At 69.2% G+C, this 17,191-nt stretch carries 19 protein-coding genes; 13 read left to right on the top strand and 6 right to left on the bottom strand.

Going from position 1 to position 17,191, the window contains the following annotated elements; all coding sequences use genetic code 11:
• Positions 1-98 precede the first annotated feature (98 nt).
• A complete protein-coding gene (locus ABZ896_RS27965; protein ID WP_360934820.1) occupies positions 99-557 on the top strand; it encodes a 2'-5' RNA ligase family protein in 459 nt (152 codons plus the stop codon).
• Positions 558-799: 242 nt separating this feature from the next.
• Positions 800-1,456 (top strand): hypothetical protein, encoded by a 657-nt coding sequence (locus ABZ896_RS27960; protein WP_360934817.1) that lies wholly within the window; start codon positions 800-802, stop codon positions 1,454-1,456.
• A gap of 40 nt (positions 1,457-1,496) precedes the next feature.
• On the opposite strand, the gene ABZ896_RS27955 is transcribed toward ABZ896_RS27960, so the two are convergent.
• The 3 genes from ABZ896_RS27955 to ABZ896_RS27945 form a co-directional block, all read right to left on the bottom strand.
• The gene (locus ABZ896_RS27955; protein WP_360934814.1) at positions 1,497-2,009 is read right to left on the bottom strand and encodes a hypothetical protein; all 513 of its coding nucleotides are present in this window, start codon (positions 2,007-2,009) and stop codon (positions 1,497-1,499) included.
• 134 nt (positions 2,010-2,143) lie between these two features.
• Positions 2,144-3,877 carry a hypothetical protein gene (locus ABZ896_RS27950; RefSeq protein ID WP_360934811.1) on the bottom strand — a complete coding sequence of 578 codons (1,734 nt, stop codon included), beginning with the start codon at positions 3,875-3,877 and terminating at the stop codon, positions 2,144-2,146.
• A gap of 174 nt (positions 3,878-4,051) precedes the next feature.
• Positions 4,052-4,708, bottom strand: a complete 657-nt coding sequence (locus ABZ896_RS27945; protein WP_360934808.1) for a hypothetical protein — start codon at positions 4,706-4,708, stop codon at positions 4,052-4,054.
• Between the two features lie 210 nt (positions 4,709-4,918).
• On the opposite strand from ABZ896_RS27945, the gene ABZ896_RS27940 reads away from it, so the two are divergent.
• A complete protein-coding gene (locus tag ABZ896_RS27940; RefSeq protein ID WP_360934805.1) occupies positions 4,919-5,740 on the top strand; it encodes an NUDIX hydrolase in 822 nt (273 codons plus the stop codon).
• A 28-nt stretch (positions 5,741-5,768) separates the two neighbouring features.
• Here the strand turns inward: ABZ896_RS27940 and ABZ896_RS27935 are convergent, their stop codons facing one another.
• A complete protein-coding gene (locus ABZ896_RS27935) occupies positions 5,769-6,404 on the bottom strand; it encodes a DUF6082 family protein (RefSeq protein WP_360934802.1) in 636 nt (211 codons plus the stop codon).
• 165 nt (positions 6,405-6,569) lie between these two features.
• A complete protein-coding gene (locus ABZ896_RS27930) occupies positions 6,570-7,010 on the bottom strand; it encodes a PPOX class F420-dependent oxidoreductase (protein ID WP_360934799.1) in 441 nt (146 codons plus the stop codon).
• Positions 7,011-7,703: 693 nt separating this feature from the next.
• Between ABZ896_RS27930 and ABZ896_RS27925 the strand changes: the two genes are divergently transcribed.
• The 3 genes from ABZ896_RS27925 to ABZ896_RS27915 are packed head-to-tail and all read left to right on the top strand — an operon-like array spanning position 7,704 to position 10,570.
• Positions 7,704-8,246, top strand: a complete 543-nt coding sequence (locus tag ABZ896_RS27925) for a hypothetical protein (RefSeq protein ID WP_360934796.1) — start codon at positions 7,704-7,706, stop codon at positions 8,244-8,246.
• 3 nt (positions 8,247-8,249) lie between these two features.
• Positions 8,250-9,365 (top strand): MAB_1171c family putative transporter, encoded by a 1,116-nt coding sequence (locus ABZ896_RS27920; protein WP_360934793.1) that lies wholly within the window; start codon positions 8,250-8,252, stop codon positions 9,363-9,365.
• Between the two features lie 29 nt (positions 9,366-9,394).
• Entirely contained in the window at positions 9,395-10,570 is a 1,176-nt protein-coding gene (locus ABZ896_RS27915; RefSeq protein ID WP_360934790.1) for an amidohydrolase family protein, read from the top strand.
• 68 nt (positions 10,571-10,638) lie between these two features.
• On the opposite strand, the gene ABZ896_RS27910 is transcribed toward ABZ896_RS27915, so the two are convergent.
• The gene (locus tag ABZ896_RS27910; protein WP_360934787.1) at positions 10,639-11,532 is read right to left on the bottom strand and encodes a helix-turn-helix transcriptional regulator; all 894 of its coding nucleotides are present in this window, start codon (positions 11,530-11,532) and stop codon (positions 10,639-10,641) included.
• Positions 11,533-12,482: 950 nt separating this feature from the next.
• Here ABZ896_RS27910 and ABZ896_RS27905 point away from each other — a divergent pair.
• The 7 genes from ABZ896_RS27905 (at position 12,483) to mobC (ending at position 17,145) form a co-directional block, all read left to right on the top strand.
• Positions 12,483-12,842: a hypothetical protein gene (locus ABZ896_RS27905; protein ID WP_360934784.1), complete on the top strand. Its 360-nt coding sequence runs from the start codon at positions 12,483-12,485 to the stop codon at positions 12,840-12,842.
• Position 12,843: 1 nt separating this feature from the next.
• Positions 12,844-13,785 carry a hypothetical protein gene (locus tag ABZ896_RS27900; RefSeq protein ID WP_360934781.1) on the top strand — a complete coding sequence of 314 codons (942 nt, stop codon included), beginning with the start codon at positions 12,844-12,846 and terminating at the stop codon, positions 13,783-13,785.
• Positions 13,785-14,495: an ATP-binding protein gene (locus ABZ896_RS27895; RefSeq protein WP_360934778.1), complete on the top strand. Its 711-nt coding sequence runs from the start codon at positions 13,785-13,787 to the stop codon at positions 14,493-14,495. The genes ABZ896_RS27900 and ABZ896_RS27895 overlap by 1 nt, the downstream gene beginning before the upstream one ends.
• 85 nt (positions 14,496-14,580) lie before the next feature.
• The gene (locus ABZ896_RS27890; RefSeq protein WP_360934775.1) at positions 14,581-15,186 is read left to right on the top strand and encodes a WhiB family transcriptional regulator; all 606 of its coding nucleotides are present in this window, start codon (positions 14,581-14,583) and stop codon (positions 15,184-15,186) included.
• The gene (locus tag ABZ896_RS27885; RefSeq protein WP_360934773.1) at positions 15,183-16,208 is read left to right on the top strand and encodes a DUF2637 domain-containing protein; all 1,026 of its coding nucleotides are present in this window, start codon (positions 15,183-15,185) and stop codon (positions 16,206-16,208) included. The genes ABZ896_RS27890 and ABZ896_RS27885 overlap by 4 nt, the downstream gene beginning before the upstream one ends.
• 92 nt (positions 16,209-16,300) lie before the next feature.
• Positions 16,301-16,525 (top strand): hypothetical protein, encoded by a 225-nt coding sequence (locus ABZ896_RS27880; protein WP_360934770.1) that lies wholly within the window; start codon positions 16,301-16,303, stop codon positions 16,523-16,525.
• 323 nt (positions 16,526-16,848) lie between these two features.
• Positions 16,849-17,145 (top strand): plasmid mobilization relaxosome protein MobC, encoded by a 297-nt coding sequence (mobC, locus tag ABZ896_RS27875; protein ID WP_360934767.1) that lies wholly within the window; start codon positions 16,849-16,851, stop codon positions 17,143-17,145.
• The last annotated feature ends 46 nt before the right edge of the window (positions 17,146-17,191 follow it).

Here is a 17,191-nt window from a genome sequence, read left to right as displayed (position 1 = left end):
AAGTGCGGACCTACACGCAGGCCATCCGCCCCACACTGCTGGACTACCCCATCGATCCGGCATACCCGTCCCAGGAGGGTGATCCCGGGGAGCTACACGTGACGATCGAGATGGTCGCTGACGCTCCTACCCCCGAGATAAGCCAGGCAGAACAACGAGCGCTGATCGACGGCCTGCACAAGGAGTTGGCTGACGCGGCACCGTTCGACACCGAGGTGGGGCCGCCCATCGGAAACATCGCCGGCGCGGTTCTCGATGTCTGGCCCGACGCGCAGGCCGTCGCCCTCCAGGAACGGGTACGCGCCGTGATCCGCACGAACCGCGGCGATACCGCGCTACAGCATGCCGGCGGTCGACTCCACATGTCCCTGGGGTACAGCTACGACTCCGCGAACTCGGATTCCCTCAACAGCCGACTACGGGCGATCACCCCGCGCCGGGCACCTATGCATGTGGACACCCTGCACCTGCTGAACGTCCGCTTCGCTATCGCCTCGGACACCGGCGGATGGCGCATGACCTGGGAGCCGCTCGCCGAGATTCCGCTAGGCGGATGACGGCACTGCCGTGGCGGGCACATCACATCGCTTGATTCACGAGGGGATGGCGTCAGTTCCGACAAGGGCAGCGTGACGTGTCAGCGCAGCTGGACCGATGGTCACGGACCAGGTTGCGTAGGGCGTATGAGGTGAGCAAATGGCCATAGGGCCGCTGGACTTGCGCAGTGCGGGGAGGATAGGAGAGGTACATCCGTCGGTCCAGGCGGGTGACCCATCAGCGGCGAGGAGAGGGGCCCGGCGTGATCGATGTGCCGACGGACGAGGCTGTGGCTGCGGGGCATGTGGAAACGCGTACGGACACCGGGCCGGATTCGGTCGTGCGGGTGCGCGTGGACTGGCGGGGGCCGGAGGTGCCGGAGGCGCGGATGGTGGAGGGGACATGGCATCTGCTGGCGCCGGCTGGGCGGTCACTGATCCAGCCGGCGCCGGTCGTCCAGAGCGCGTCCGTCGTCGTTGCCGACGCCCGCGAGTACTCCAGCTTGCAGGCTGCGCAGGAGGTGCTGCGGAAGAGGGTGCGCTCACTGCCCGGTGCCCTGATCGTGGCAGCGGTGACGAGCGACCGTTCGGTACTGGTGTGGCAGCGTGTTCAGCCGCCTGCGGTCTGGGAACCGGCTGGCTATACGGTGCTGGTCCGCAGCGACGAGCCAGGACCTGTGGGCCTGTACCCGTCGGTGATCTACGGCTGGATCAGATGGTGGGGTGAGCAGCAGCTGGCCCGTTTCGCCGACCAGGGAGTCACCTTTCCCCTGGGATTTCGCTTCGGCCTGATGCAGCCCCGTCCGCCGGGCCGGATGGATGCCACGGTGCTCTCCGACACCTACCGTCTCACCATCACCCCGGCCGACGCGCCCGTGGCCGTCGAGCCGCCTGACCCGGACGGCCCGGAGTACCGCTGAAGCCCCTGGCGCTGCACCCGTGCCTGAGGGCTCTTCTCTGCTAGGCCGCCTGGGGCGTTGGCGGGAGAGCGCGGTGGAGCCACTCCAGCGCGGGTGCCAGCGGCTCGCGGAAGTCGGGGGTGTCCATCGACGGCAGTTCCATCGTCGTCCAGACCTCCTCGGGCGTCGTCAGGGAGGTCATCAGCAGGTTGAGTGGCTGGCTGTCGGTGGGGAGGTGCTCGGCGAGCAGGGCCTGCGTGGCCGCTGTCGCTTTCCCTGTGGCGAAAAGCCAGCCGTCTCGTGTGTATCCCCAGACGTCGGGGGTGCGGACCTGCACGTACGGTGCGAGCGCCGTCAACACCGCCCGGTCGTCGAGCAGTTCGTCACGGTCGAGCGCGTACAGGAGCAGCGCCAGGCTTTGCAGACCATGGATCCGCCGGTACTCCCACCCCTTGACCGTCAGCCACTGCGGCTCGACAAGCCGCGCGGCCCGGGCAACGGCCGTGTTCCACCCGGGCTCGTCCTCGCCGACTGCTGAAACCTCTTCCACCGCCGTACGCAGACTCGAATCCATGGTTGACACGGTATCGGTTCGGCCGACGCCTCAACAGGCCGGTCAGCAGCTCTCGCAGTTGGCGGGCGTACCCGCCTGACCTGCCGGAACTGTGGGGCGGACGTCGCGGACGTGAGGGGCTGGTGGGCGTTGTCTCAGTCGGCCGGACGGACAGGAGTGAGCCCGGCTACCTGCGCCAACTGCCTCTCTTTGGACCGGCACATCTGGAGCAGCTCTTCGTCCTGGAGGTCTGCGGCGGTGTCGGCGAGGAGGGTGAGCGCCGAGGCGTAGAGCTGGTACTGGGCGTGTTCGGCAGCGTGTTGTGCGGCGTTCACCGCCGTGGTCAGGGCCAACTCGTGTTGCCCGAGCGCGCGGTGGGCCGCCGCCCGCGCCAGGTCGGCGTCCGCGCCGGACGGAGAGGCGCCGCCGGCCAAGAGGGACAACGCCTCCTCGGCATGACCGGCCGCGACCAGGGCTTGCCCGAGCCGGGCGACGGACGCCGCGGCGCCGACCGGATCGCCGGCCTCGGTGTAGAAGCGCAGGGCCTCCCGCCAGGCGGGGACCGGATCGCGGCCCTGGTCCTCTTCAACCTCGGCGCGAGTTCGCCAGATCAACCCGCGCAGCCGGTCGTTGCTGACCAAGGACAGCATCTCCTGGGCCCGGTTGATCTCCTTGCCCGCCCGCTCGGGATGGTCCCATTGGCCGCACAGGAGCTCAAGTCGGGCGAGCCGGGTACGGAGTTCGGCTTGCACGTCGATCGCCCCGTCCCACATGGCCGCCTCGACCCCGAGGGTGTGACTGTCGCGCCAGTAGGACTCGTAGACCCGGGCGTCGTACAGGGGGCACAGAGCCATGGCCAGCCGCCACACCTCGCGGTGCCACTGATCACGGTTGATCATCTGCATGATGCCGGTCACCGTGTGCTGCTCGGCGTCCAGCACCTCCAAGGCCGCCCGGCGCGCGGTGTCGTCGGCATCGGACCTGGTGCAGATGGCGGCGGCCTCTTCGACCAACGTCAGGATGGCATCAGTGAGCTGCCGCCGAACCCGCCGTTGTTCGTCCGGCGACTCGTTGCGAGCCCGGTCCTGAGCGGGGGCGCGGGCGCTGTCGCGCAGGCGGAACCGGTCGGGTGAGCTGGCCGATACCAGGAGCCCGGCCGCCGTGAGCTGGGTGATTGCCGTCTGAGAGCTGGCGCCGACGAGGTGGTGGAGCAGGGCGGGGCTGACGGTCGGCGCGGGCAGGTGTCCCAGTAGCCGATACACGGCGCGGGCCTGACGAGGGAGTGACGCCACGAGGGCGCCCGGGTCGTCAGCCGTGCTCGGCGGGCTGTCTACCTTGAGATGGACGGTTTCACCGTGCGCGTTCAGCGTGTCCAGCCGACGGCGGCTGGACACGAGCAGCAAGCCCGGCGGGCATCTTGCAACGATGGCTTCGGCCGCACTGCCCGCACCGTCGACAACGATAAGGACGCGGCGTTCCTGGGTGATCTGCTGCAATGCCCGGAAACGGTCGCCGAACTGGGGCGGGATGAATTCCTCCACCACACCCAGGGCGCGCAGGAAATGGGCCAGCATCACGGAAGGGTCCCCGGCCCAGTCCCGGCGCACCTCGTCCATGTCGAAGTACAGCTGTCCGCCGGGGAACTCAGGGGCGTGGCGGGACACCCAGTCGGCCAGCAGAGCGCGCCGAGCTTCCCGGTCCGCCATCTCCAGCGCCACGACCGAGGCTCCTGCGGCAGCCTTCTCCAGCCGGGCCAGATCCTCAGCCGGTGGGAGAGCCGCCCCGTCCTGCCCGATCTGCCGGGGAACCGGAACAGCAGGCGGAGACAGCGTGATCGCCGCCAGCCGCGTACGCGCGTCGGTACTCCCCGCCGGGCCGGGGTTCGGCACGCTTCCTCCTCGATCTCCGTCACACGCCTGCTTGGCGCTCCCCGCATCCTGCCACCGAAGCCTTCCGCGAGCGCACCCCGAGGGCAACGGGTACCCGTCGGCCGGACAGCCTCAGCAGCTCTCGGCTTCGGCAGGGAGCAGCGGGAGGTCGATCAGCCCCTGCCGCTGAGCGGGTCAGAAAGACGATGTCGACCACGAGGCGGGGGTGAAGTCCCGTAGGTGGACGGGGAAGCGCCGTCCGCGTACGACCAGGTCAAGACGCTCGGGGGGCGACGGGATCTCCCGGTTTTCGATCTCCCGCCCGTGCAACCGAGTGGCACGGCGGTACCACCAGGAGACCCAGCTGTAGAGCAGGGCAGGAAAGAGCTCCACCGGTGCGTCGGGGTCCTGGCACGTCATCGTCAGCAGCACCCCCTCGTTGTTCAGGTCGAACGGCTGCTTCCTGGGCCGCAACCCCACCCGGCATGTGTGATCATCCACCAGCGCTGCCGCCACATTCGTGCTCAGCCCAGGCAGCGTACGGAAAACGCGATCCACGACCGCGTCGGGCGCCTCGTCCGTCCACCCCCGTGACACCACCGCGACTGACGTCTGCACTCCGCGGACGAACGTCTTCTGGAGTCCCGGCTGATCCGTGTGCTGATCCGGTTCGAAGGCGACCTGGAAGTTGTTGAACATCAGCGCGCCCGGCGCGGCCAGAGACTCGGGGTCATGGCGACTCAGGTCGACCGCCAGCACGTCGTCGCCGTCCTCGCCGCCGACGAGGCGTGCCTCGACCCGTGCCAGTACCTGGCCCGCCCGGTCGGCCGCCAGTGATGTTGACTGCTGCATCCGAAGCACTCCATCCAACCAATCGCGTCGACGTCCGGGCCGACGTCTTCGAGCCTGCCCAGCACGGCCGCGCTCCACGCGGCGTAGCCGGCGACCGGCACGAGGAGATCCGGTCCCTTCGCCGACGAGCACAGCGCGACCTCGCCGAACCTGCCGCAGTCTCACACCGCCCCGTCAGCACGTGTATCAGGAACAGTAGGGTTCCTGTGCATGAACACCGACGGCCGATGGCGCAAGCAGGACAGCCAGATCCTCTTTACCGGCGGACCGCACAACCGTATCCGCCTCATGGTGGACCAAGCTGTACGGCCCGACGGCGCCGCCGTCGCCTATCCCCACGTGGCCGCGCCGGATTCGGTACGCGTTCTCGCCGTCTACCGCGGACGGGTGGCCATGGTCACGCAGCACCACTATCTCCATGACGTCGAGATCACGGATCTGCCCGGAGGACTGGTTGACGAGGACGAGGAGCCGGCGGACGCCGCCCGGCGCGAACTCGCCGAAGAGACCGGACTGCAGGCGGCGTGGTTGTACTCATTGGGCACGGTCGTCACCGCCCGTGCGGTGAGCACTGAAAGAGTTCATCTCTTCCTCGCCCACGGCTGCGTTCCAGGTGCTGCGTCCCTGGACGCCGGCGAGGCGGTGCGTACGAAGTGGCGACTGTGGCAGGAAGTTGATGAAGCCAGTATCGGGGCTCTACAGGCCGCGATGTCGACCGCCCTCGGAGACGCCGCCTCCCTCGCGGCAGTACATCGTGCCGGTGCCCTCTTGCGCGCGATCGGCGGAGAGGTGCCGGCCGTCGACGTCGATCTGCCGAGGGCCGCATGGGCGGCGTACACCGTGGCCGGTGCGCGCGACCCGCTCGCTGATGAGCGGCTGAGCCTGATGTGGCTGGACCTCGCGATCGGCCGCTATGCGGAAGGCGCGGCGATCCTCTCCGAGTTGGAGGCGTCGTACGACGGCGTGAACGGTGAGGCAGCGTGGACGCGGGCAGCAGACCGGTGTTCCGCACTTGCCCAACCACTTGCTTGAGCGGGAGAGCGAAGTGCACGCGGCGAGTTCAGGGACGGTCTTGATCAGCCGCGCGCGGAGGCACAACTCCGGGCACACCGAGATCCGGTAGCGCAGGCTCGGTACGCGGTGGGGTGCCGAGCGCCGCTTTGTACCGGGCGTCGATGATCTGGTTGAAGAGCTTCATCCGCCGTGTGGACGCTGTCGAGATACGCGCTTCACGGGTCCGTGCCCAGAACGAGCGGCCGATCCCGCTGGCGAAGATCTCGTCGCACATGGACGCCAGCCACTGCTCCGTGAGGTCCCCGAGCTCGAACCACATCTCCCAGTGTGAAACCACCAGGTTGACGTACATGTGCTGTCGCCGGAGCAGAACCGTCCGGGACGCGTCGGGGCCACCCCAGCAGTCGAGGTACTCGGGGTTCTCGATGGCCTGCCTGGTGAACTCCATGTGCATCAAGCGGGTGTTCTGCACCCGGGCAGCCTTCGCTTCCCGTGCCTGGAGCACCAGCGAGGCTGCCACGCCGACGACGGCCAGACCGGACAGGAGCGCGGACACCGCGCCGTACGCCTGGGCGATGTCGCCGATCCGCTCCCAGTCCTCTCCGCTGCCGTCCAGCGCGGGAAGCGCCAGGGGAGAAACGACGACGAGACCCATCGCGCACACAACGGCGAGTACGGACAACGCCAGCGTCGCTGCACGCGACCGGTACCAGGGCCGTGCGTGCAGGCCGAGTGCTGCGCGGGTGGCAGTCCCGGGAACGGGTTCCACAGGCGGGCGGTGTCATGTCGACGCCTCCGCGCATAGGCGTAGATGTCAGGTTCTGCCCTTCCCGGGGCTCCCGCGCGGTCAGGCCGCAGTGCTCGCCGCCTTCGGCCGAGCGGCGTTCAACTGGCTCATGACCCGGTCGATCGTGATCTCGATAACCACGCGCTCCGGGTCCGGAGCCGGAGTCCGGCCGTACCGGTCGGCGTAGCGGGTCACGGCGTCGTCGACCGCCGCCACGTCGGTCAGCACTTCGGCCGTGCCCTCCAGGGTGGCCCAGCGGCCTCCGTCGACCTGGCAGACAACCGCGCGAGCTTCGCCGGGGCGGGATGCCTGAATATTGGCAACCTTCCTGCTTGATTTGCGTGTGATAACTCGGGCGACTCCTGTTTCGACATCCAGCGTCACGCCTACAGGCACTACGTGGGGAGTGCCGTCCGCGCGAAGCGTGGTCAGTGTGCACAGGTGGTATTCGCCCCAGAACGCTGAGTGCTCAGGTGTCTGGCTGAATATGTCGCTAGGCATGCTCGGGAGCGTAACGCGGATGACTGCACAGATTGGCGCAGAAGTGACCCCTTGCACACAATTTTCTGCGCTCCTGACTGCTGCCGATTCGATACTTTTGCGACTAAATATACGGCTTGTGCTCTCGTTAAATATCTCAAAGGGGTAACGGATGCACCCGTCGGCGACGCGCCAGTGGTCAATATGAACACAAATGAATCAGCAGTTCAGGGCCATGATCGAAATAAGGATTGACTGTTTTGTCGGCTTTTGTTGTGGCGGGTGATCTCTGGTCGACAGCTCTTCGGGGGGCACTTTCCGGCCTTGATCTCACGTGAACCTCGCGTAGGGTCCGAAGCTGTTCCCGTAGAGGCTTCACTGGATCGCTTGGCTATTCGCGTTAGCGACTTGGCGGGCTCGGAGAGACTCTCGCGCGTCCTCGTGGCTCGATCGCTGAGATACGTATGTGCCCTTTGGTCGGCACAGGTCTCGGCGCTCGTGATCGCCTCCGTGCGCCGTCCGGGGACCCGAACATCGTTGACCCGCGGTGGCTGGTGCCCGGCTCCGAGCAAGAGCCCGATCGGCCGGTACGAAGGGATAGCTCGAATGTCTCTGGGAGAGAGTCGTCGCGACGCTTCGCAACCTCCGATGCCTGCGCAGGAGAGGGGGAGGCGCCGGAGGCTGGGGCGCTGGCGGACGGCTGAGCGGCGGACCGTGGAGCGCGACCTCCACCGCCGACTGCGGCAGGAGCTGCGCGAGCTCGGCATCCACCCGCCTCTGGACGTGGAGGAGCTGGTCAAGGCGCTCAGCGAGAGGCGCCGACGTCCGATCGTCCTGCGGCCCTTCCCGTTGGAGAAGCCGGGGCCCTCGGGGCTGTGGGTCGATACGCCGCAGATGGACGTGATCCTCTACCAGCAGGAGACGACCCGGCTGCACCAGCGGCAGATCATCCTCCACGAGATCCTCCACATCCTCGTCGCCGAGTGGGAAGAGGACCAGGCCGAGGGGGCGCCGGAGGAATCCCCGGACGACTTCGTCGAGGGTTGGGCGACCCTCATTCCCGTACTCGATCCCAGGCTGATCCGGCGGGTCGCCCGCCGCTGTTCGTACGAGGACAAGGAGGAGTGCTCGGTCGAGCTCGCGGCCACGATCATCCTGGAGTGGTCCTCGGTGCTCGACGAGCTCCCCCCTCTGTCGGAGGACCCGGAGGTACGTCGGGTCCAGTCGGCCCTGGGCGACCGGCGAGGGTGGCTGTAACCAGTGAGCGGGATACTCCTTCTGATCATCGCGGCTGCCGTCGTGTGGAGGCTTTACCTCTGGTCCCGGGCCTCGCGTGACGCTCCCACGAGGTCGGTCGCCCTCTGCCTGCTGAGCGCGGGCCTCTCGTACCCCGTGGCCATGCCGGGCGGCACCACGGGTATCGACACCGTGGCCGGGCACGGCACGGCGAAGCTGATCCAGAACGTCCTGTTGCTGCTGACGGTCTACTTCCTGATGTGCTTCTACCTGTACTCGGCCGACGCGCCGGCGGCGCGACGTCGCGCGCGGTGGGAAGCCGCCGTCGTGTCCGCGGTCACTGTGGCGATCATCCTGGCGGCAGTGACCGTGCCGCACGAGGACTTCGCCGGCTCGTTCAGCACGGCGGACATGACGATCCCGCAGATCGCCTTCTTCTACGCCGGCGCGGGCCTGTACCTGATGTACGCGCTCGGCGCCGCCGGACGGTGGACCGCACGCTATGCCCGCATGTCGAGCCGACCGCACGCCACAGGGCTGTGGATGACGGCGATCGGCCTCGGCGCCATGGCGGTGGCCTGCGCTGTCCGCGCGGTCTTCGTCGCCGTCCGCTGGAGCGGCGGAACGGTTCCGGACCGGCTCACGGCCGGCGTGGCGTTCTGGCTCGTAGCGTCGATCCTGCTCTTCGTCGCGGGCATCACCTATTCGGCGAGTCGCTCCAGGATCACCGCCATCCGGCTGTGGCTGCGGCGGCGCCGCGACCACCGTCGGCTGAGCCCCTTGTGGCAGCTGCTGACCGACGTCTACCCGGAGAACGAACTTCGCCCTGCCTCCCGCCGCCTGTGGGATCGGTGGCGGGCGCGTGGCGTGCACCGTCGCTACCACCGGCGGATAGTGGAATGCCGGGACGGGCTGGTCGACATCAGTCCCTACCTGGTCGACGAGGACGGTGACGCCGACCTGCTCAGCCTGGAGCCGGCGGAACTCGCGAGCCGACTACGGCGTGCCGCCGACACGATCCGACAGGGCTCGCCGGCGCCGGGACAGGCAGTGCCGCTCGCGGTGCCGAAGGAGGACGACCGGGAGGCGGACGTCCGGCAGTTGATCGCGGTGTCGGAAGCACTCCGGCTGACCGCGTGACCGTGGAAGAACGAGGGAGACCTAACGAGATGCTGATCACCGCCAGCCGGGTCCTGACCGGCTCCGGGACGTACCTGGAGGACGGTGCCGTCCTCGTCGAGGGTGACTCGATCGCCGCGGTCGGGCCGCGCGCCCAGCTCGCCGACCGCATCGGTGCGGACGAGAGGCACCTGGCGTTCCCCGACGCGACGGTGCTGCCCGGACTGATCGACGCCCACGTGCATCTCGCGTTCGACGGCGGCGGCGACCCGGTGGCCACCCTCGCCGAGTCGAGCGACGAGAAGCTGCTGGAGGACATGCGTCGACGTGCGGAGCAGCTCCTGTCCAGCGGGGTCACGACGGTCCGGGACCTGGGAGACCGCAACGGCCTGGCACTCCGCTTGGACGGGGAGATCAGCCGGGGCGGCACCTCTGGCCCGCGCATCGTCTCCTCGGGCACACCGGCCACTCCTCCTGGCGGGCACTGCCACTTCCTGGGCGGCGAGGTCTCCGGCGTGGACCAGGTCCGCGATCTCGTACGGCGCAACCTCGCCGCGGGAGCGGGCGTGATCAAGGCCATGGTGACCGGCGGCGGCCTCACCAAGGACGGGCCGAAGAGCTGGCAGAGCCAGTTCACCCCGGAGGAGTTGCGGGCCCTGGTGGACGAGGCGCACAAGGCCGGCGTCCCGGTGGCCGCCCACGCACACGGCGCGGACGGCATCGCCGCCGCCGTGGAAGCGGGCGTGGACACGGTCGAGCACTGCACCTGGATGACAGCCGACGGCTTCGACCTCCGACAGGACGTCCTGAAGCGGATCGTCGAAGAAGGCATCGCCGTCTGCCCGGCCGTGAGCCCCCACTGGCAGATGCTCCCGCGCTTCTTCGGCGAGGAACGGGCGGCGGCCATGTTCGACCTGGTCCGTCAGATGGCGGAGGCAGGCGCCAAGCTCGTCGCCGGAACCGACGCGGGAGTCCAGCGTGCCGGGTTCGACGGGCTGGTGCCTGCTCTGTCGTTCTACGCGCACTTGGGCCTGCCGAACAGCAAGATCCTCAACATGGCCACGGCGGACGCGGCTGACGCGCTGGGACTGGGCGAGACGACGGGCCGGATCGCTCCGGGATTCCGTGCCGACCTGCTGGTGATCGAGGGGGACCCCCTCGAAGACCTCGACGCCCTGCGCACGATCCGCGCCGTGATCGCCGCCGGCCGACACCGCGAGCAGTAGAGAGCGGCCCGAGAACAGGAGCGGCCCCGCACGCTGTCCGAAGCCTCCGGTCGGGCTTCGGGCAGGCGCTACTCGCTGTCGTTCGGCTCTCTCTCTTCCAGCTCCGTGACCAGGTCGTTGACGAACTCCATGACGTTCGTCGGCAGGCCCTGCGGGCCCATCCCGCGCCCCTTGACCCGGCCCACGGCCCCCTTCCGTGAGGCCGACAGGAGCTGGAGACCCTCGTAGACCTGGCGGGCCACGGCGTCGTCCGGCTGGAAGTACATCGGCGAGACGCCGAGGAACGCCGCCAGGCCCTCAAGGACGACAGGCGCTGCCGTCTCCACGGCGCCGGTACGCAGATCCAGAACGCCCGCTGCGGAGACGACCCGCGCCCCGGCATGCGAGTTGATCGCGTCGGCGATCTCCTCGTCCGTCGGCGGACCCTGCCCGCCCGGATACGAGCGCTCCAGGATCAGGGTGATTCTCTCCGCCAGCGTGCCGGGCGGCCCCCCGGTCACGGGTGCGGTCCCGGTGGCCTCCGATTCGGCTTTACCACCCTGCGCCTTGGCGATGGAGCGGTCCTCCGCGCGCCGCAACTCCTCCTCGCTCACCCCGTAGGCCGCTGCCAAGGCGGGGACGTACTTGTCCTTGAGTCGCCGCTCGCCACGTTCGGCTCCTGCCACGGGACCCGCGCTCTTCGTCCCGATCAGCTTCGCCGTCTCGTACTGGTAGTAGCCGGCGTCGCAACGCAGATCGGTCAGGTCGGGGAGACCCGTGCGGGGGAAGAGATCGTCCAGTTCCCGCCGGAGTGCCTTCGCCAGGGCGGGCAGCTTCTCCGGATCGGGCGTTGCCAACCCTGTCTCCCAGCCGGCGACCGTCGAGTCCGCTACGCCGACGGCCGTCGCCACGTCGGTCTGCGCGACCTCGGCGGCGCGTCGCACGGCGCGTACTCGACCTCTGTCGAAGTGGCGGGCGGGCATCGAACCTCTTTTTTCTGCAATCCGAAGTAACTTCGGTGCGTTGATTTTTTGTGCGAGTGGATGTAGCTTCAGCTTAGCGAAAAACGGGTGGCGCTGCACGCCCGCCCGTCTTCGCTGTCGATCTCCAGCGGTGCAGCAGCCGAGGGGATCGATCCCGGGAGGGCTCTGTGCGGTCCCGCGTGTGGAGCGCTCTCAAGGTGTAATCGGCGAAGGGGGCTTATACCTCGATCGCCGGGCGTGGTCCTGCCTTTCGGTAGGGCGCCGAGATCACATCACGGCTCCTTCGCGTTCACGCGCGGTACTTACAAGGTGGCTGATAGGCAAGGAGTTTCGCATGTCTCTGCTTCAAACAGCGGCTGGCTGTATGGCTGTTCGGGCAGGGCTTGTGGGCAATGGAGAAGCTTCAATCCGTATCGCCGTGCTGTTAGGCGCATCGAATCGCGCGTTCATGATTCACGCGGCTGCCGCGAACTAACCCATCCATGCTCGGGAGCTGATGAGCCATGGAGTCGGAAGCGTAGTTCGGTAGGGCGGCCGGCGAGGAAGCCGCCAGGAGTCTCCACCTCAAGGCCTCGCAGCGGCTTCGCGGCCACCAAGTAGAACGCTCCCTGCCGGAGTGGCGGGGGCGCATCACCTCAGCAATATATGTCGAGTTGGCGTCGGATCAGACCACGGGCCGCAATCCACTGGAGTGTTGGAAGCGGTGTGCATATGTTGCTGGTCCCTCGGCGAAACCGCCGAACCAGGATCTCCTCAAGGGGGAAAGAGAGCCACATCAGACGCCAAGTAAGCGGTCTTCAGCGGGAGATGAGACCGGCGCCCAGAAGTTAGCAGCTTCCGGGCGCCAGGCCCGCCACCCCTGAGGGCGCGAATTCATAACCGGGGCGAGTCGGCTGACCTTTTCGACGAGAACGGCCGTCCCACCCCACCTACGAGTAAGGAATTGTCGCATGACCGAGTCCTGGGCCGGAAGGGCGCTCGCCGCCCAGCCCGCCAAGACCGACGACCCCACCGCCGGCACCCGCCAGCACCGCCTTGCCGTTCTCCTCGCGGACATGGTGCCCGATGCCCGTATCGTCCGCGTCTCGCGGCATCAGCCCAGCCAGACCTGGCCGAGCCCCTACACCCGCGCGTACGACGAGCGGGGGCAGCCCGTACCTCTCAACCGGACCCAGCGCGTGGCCGCCGCCCGCTGGGTGATCCGAGCCTTCCCCGAGGCGAACTGGGACGAGGCGCACGACCTCGATCTCGCCACTGGGACCCTGCGTCCCACGGCCGGGGCCCGTGCCCATTCGGACGGGGGCCGCTGACGTGGCCCGGATCCGAACGATCAAGCCCGAGGCCTTCGCGTCCGAGTCGCTCGCCGCGGTCTCCCTCGCAGCGGAGCGGACCTTCTTCGGCCTCCTCACGCAGGCCGACGACCATGGTCGCTTCCGTGACCAGCCCGCCGTGATCACCGGGCTGCTGTGGTCGCTGCGCCCGGAGCACGGCCCCGTGGACGTCGAGGACGACCTGACCCAGCTCGCTGCCGCCCACCTGATCTGCCGCTACGCGGGCGATGACGGCAAGCGGTACCTGCACATCGTCACCTGGCGCCAGCATCAGAAGGTCAACCGGCCCAGCGGCGTCCGCTTCCCCGCCTGCCCGCACCACGACGTCGAGCAGCCCGCGCCGGACGCACCACGAACTCACGGAGACGGCACTGAGTCCTCCGTGAGCCCTCACGGAGGACTCAGTGAGGGCTCACGCACCCCGCACGAGGTCCCCGACCCTCGCAAAATCGCAGCTCAGAGCACATCCCATGAGCCCTCACGGAACACTCAAGGAGGACTCAGTGAGCCCTCGACGAGCCCTCACGGTCCGGATCTAGGACCTAGGAACTTGGATCTAGGAACTACTTCTCCTTCGGGGAGCGCAGGCGCCCCCGCACCGGAGACCGTCTCGACCCAGCAGCTCATGGCCGAGTACGCGGCTGCCTGCGCTCACCGTCCGCCCAGCGGCGTGCTCGGCCACCTCGGACGGGAGACCGCCAAACTCCTCGCGGAGGGCATCGACCCGGACCACATCCGGGCCGGACTGGCCCGTCACCGGGCGAAGGGGCTGCACCCGAGCACCCTGCCGAGCCTGGTCCACGAGGCCATGAACGCCACCCCCGCCGGTTTGGTGCGGACGGAATCGCGGCCTAACGTGCCCGGTCACCGGGCCTGGGCCAACCCCGCCGACCCTGCCGCCGCCTACGCCGAGGAGCTGTGATGCGCGACCGTGACGCCCAGCCCATCGGCGGCATCGCCCGCCGCCTGGCGGGCATCCTCACCGCCCGGGGCATCGACCCAGCCGTCCAACTCACCGACCCCGTCGAGCCGATTCCCGCCCTCCAGGCGGCACAGGCCCGCATCCCGGCCCGCTACCAGGCCGCCGTCGCCGACCACCCGGCGGTCGCCGCCTGGGTCCGCGCGATCGCCGAGGCCGGCCGCCCCGGACCCGAGGGGGCGCCGGGCATCGCGCAGGGCCGCTCGCTGCTGATCGTCGGTACCACCGGCACCGGCAAGACACACCAGGCGTACGGCGCGATCCGCTCGCTGCTCCTCGCCGGAGTCCGGCTGCGCTGGAAGGCGACCACGGCCGCCGACCTGTACGCCGAGCTGCGACCCCGCCCCGGACACGACGGCGAGCGGGAACTGATGGACCTCGCCCGCTGCCCGCTGCTGATCATCGACGACCTCGGCGCCGCCAAGAACAGCGAGTGGACCGAGGAGATCACGATGCGGCTGATCAACCGCCGTTACAACGAGATGCTCCCGACGCTGATCACCACCAACCTCGGCATGGCCGACCTGCGCGCCCACATCGGCGACCGCGTCGCCTCCCGCCTGACCGAGATGAGCGACAAGGTCATCCTCGACGGCCCCGACCGCAGACGGGCCCTCGCAGCCGAGCGCCGACGCGCCGCTGCAACCGCCTGATTCCCCGCCGCTTCCGCCTCCACCACGCACCAACCCCTGGGCGGCGTATGCCCAAAACGCGCCCCGGGTGACCGGAGACCCCCTTATGCACCGCATCGAGAACCAGCAGCCACGCACGCTCGGCGACCTCACCTGGCACGAGAGCGCCGCCTGCCGATCGACGACCCACCACGAGGTCGATCCGGACATCTTCTTCCCCGAGCCGGACGAGATGGACCGCATCCGCGAGGCAAAGGCCCTGTGCGCGCAGTGCCCCGTCCGAGCCACCTGCCTCGACGCCGCCCTGGAGAACGGGGACCGCGACGGCATCCGGGGCGGTATGACCGAAGAGGAACGCGACCCCCTGCACCGCGACCTCCACCGCCGCTTCGACTACGCCCGGGTGAACGCCGCGCTGGCCGGCCGCGACATCCACCTCACCCAGGCCGAGCGCGACGCCGTCGTCATAGCCGCCTACCAGGCCGATGTGCCCGCCGAACGCCTCGCCTGGCTCCTCAAGGTCACCGAGGAGCACGCCGAGAAGCTCTACCGCCGTACCCGCCGGGAGATCCGCAACCGTGCGGTCGACCAGGAGAAGCGGGCGGAGAAGAAGACCGCGAAGAAGGAGGCCGAACCCGGGAGCGGTACCCAGCCGCTCAAGGAACCCACGGCGAGTGCTCCCAACCGCCACGACCTCGGGACGGCCGCGTGAACCACGATGCGCCGGAGCCGGCGCGGATCACCGGCTGGGACCGGGCGGCCATCGTCGCCCTCGGCGGTGCCGGATGCGCCCTGTCGTACGACGCCCTGCAGCAGATGGCCATCGCCATCCACGTCCGGGGATTCCTGACCTTCCTCTTTCCCTTGGTGATCGACGGCTTCATCGCCTACGGCGTACGCGCCCTCTTGGTCCTGCGCACCGCACCGCTGGCCGCCCGCTGCTACGTCTGGATGCTCTTCGGCACCGCGACGGCCGCCAGCATCTGGGCCAACGCCCTGCACGCCGTACGCCTCAACGAGCAGCAGCCGTCGACCGACGGAGGCCTCCGACTCGGTGACCTGACCGTCGGAATCCTGTCCACCCTCGCACCGCTGGCTCTGGCCGGAGCCGTCCACCTGTACATCCTCATCGCCCGCCGGGTCACCGAAGCCGGTCACCACGGACAGTCGGACACCTTTACCGTCCGCCCTGACCGGATCACCGCCGATCGGCCGGAGCCCCCGCTCGCGGCGGACGGACACCGGCCGGTCCCGGCCGCCTCCGGACACTCGGCCGCGCTCACCCGGCCGGAGAGTGGCCGTCCGGCGGTCACCTCCGGCCCGGACGTGCCGCGAACGGCTGACCGGGAGGAGCCGTCGGGACACCCGGCGAGCGCTTCGGAGACGGAGTCGGCGAACGGCGGAGAGGCCGCTGACCTGGTCGGACAGCCGGTCAGTAGACCTGCCCCGGTCACCCGCCTGCGGCTCGCCACCCCCTCGGTCACCGAGCCGGCGACCGGTTCGGACACCGCCACGGAGACCTCGGACATCGGCGGCCCGGACACCGCCGCTTCGGCGGACACCCTCCTGCCGATCGCCCGCCAGGCGGTCACCGACGCGGGCAAGGTCACCCGCGAGGTCGTCGCCGACGCCATCCGCGGACAGGGGAAAACGCTGGCCAATGACCGACTGACCGCCCTGATGCAACAACTCCGCGCCGAGACCGGCCAAGAGTCGGCCACTAGGACCGGCTGACCGACCGGCCCGGACAGGCGGGCGGCCAACGGCCACGGCCGGGCCACCCGCCCGCACCCCACCAACTCCCTCCACGCACCGGAGACACCACGATGCGCACCACCCCGGCCACCCCCGCCGAAGCCGACGCCTGGATCACCGTGCTCCTGCGATACGGCCACCTGCACCGCGCCGACCCCGGCCCGGACGGCACCTGGACCGTCCAGCGAACCCCCGCCAGCACGCCGCGCACCCTGCACCACCCGGTCCTCGCGCTCGACTTCGTCACCGAGGTCCTCCGCGACATGCGCCGTACGAAGGCCCAGACGCCCCGATGACGCCCTCCGAGTCGCCCGAAACATCCTCTGACCTGCGGCTAGGTGACTGCCCGGCACGAAGCCGAGCAAGCTGTACCTTCCGAAACTCCTCCGCCGCCACGGGCTGCGGAGGAGTTTCGGAAGGGCTTACCCCCGCCCCGGGAGCGGCGAGGGAGGCCCGGCACCAGGGGGTGCCGGGTCCGGAGGCTGCGACCGAGGGCGGATCGCAGCCAGGAGGGGAACCGACCCCGCACGCCGCACCGCGTACGCGACCTCGCCTGCGCCAGCGTGTCCACCGTGACCAAGTCCGCAGCGTCCGCCTGACCTCCGACGAACTCGCGCTGGTGAAGCGTGCGGCGGAAGCCGTCGGTCTGAAGACCGCCGGCTTCCTCGCCGACGCGGCGGTAGCGGTCGCCCAGGCCCAAGGAGGCCCCCAGCCCTGGCTGTTGGACCAACGTGGCCGGGTCGAAGAACTGATGGCCGCCAGCGCACAACTCGCCCGCGTCGGCGGCAACCTCAACCAGGTGGCCCGCATCCTCAACTCCGGCGGTCAGGTGGAGTACGTGGACGCCGCGGTCGCCCGTGTCCTGCGGGTGGCTGACCGGGTCGAGGCCGCGGCGATCGAGATCGCGCGGCGCTGACGGTGGTCCCCGACATCTCCACCGGCAGCCGCACGTACGGACTCCT

It is taken from the genome of Streptomyces sp. NPDC047072 (assembly GCF_040643855.1).
GTDB lineage: Bacteria > Actinomycetota > Actinomycetes > Streptomycetales > Streptomycetaceae > Streptomyces.
Note: the sequence above shows the minus strand (reverse complement) of the source record. Positions and strands in the feature narration are given on the sequence as shown.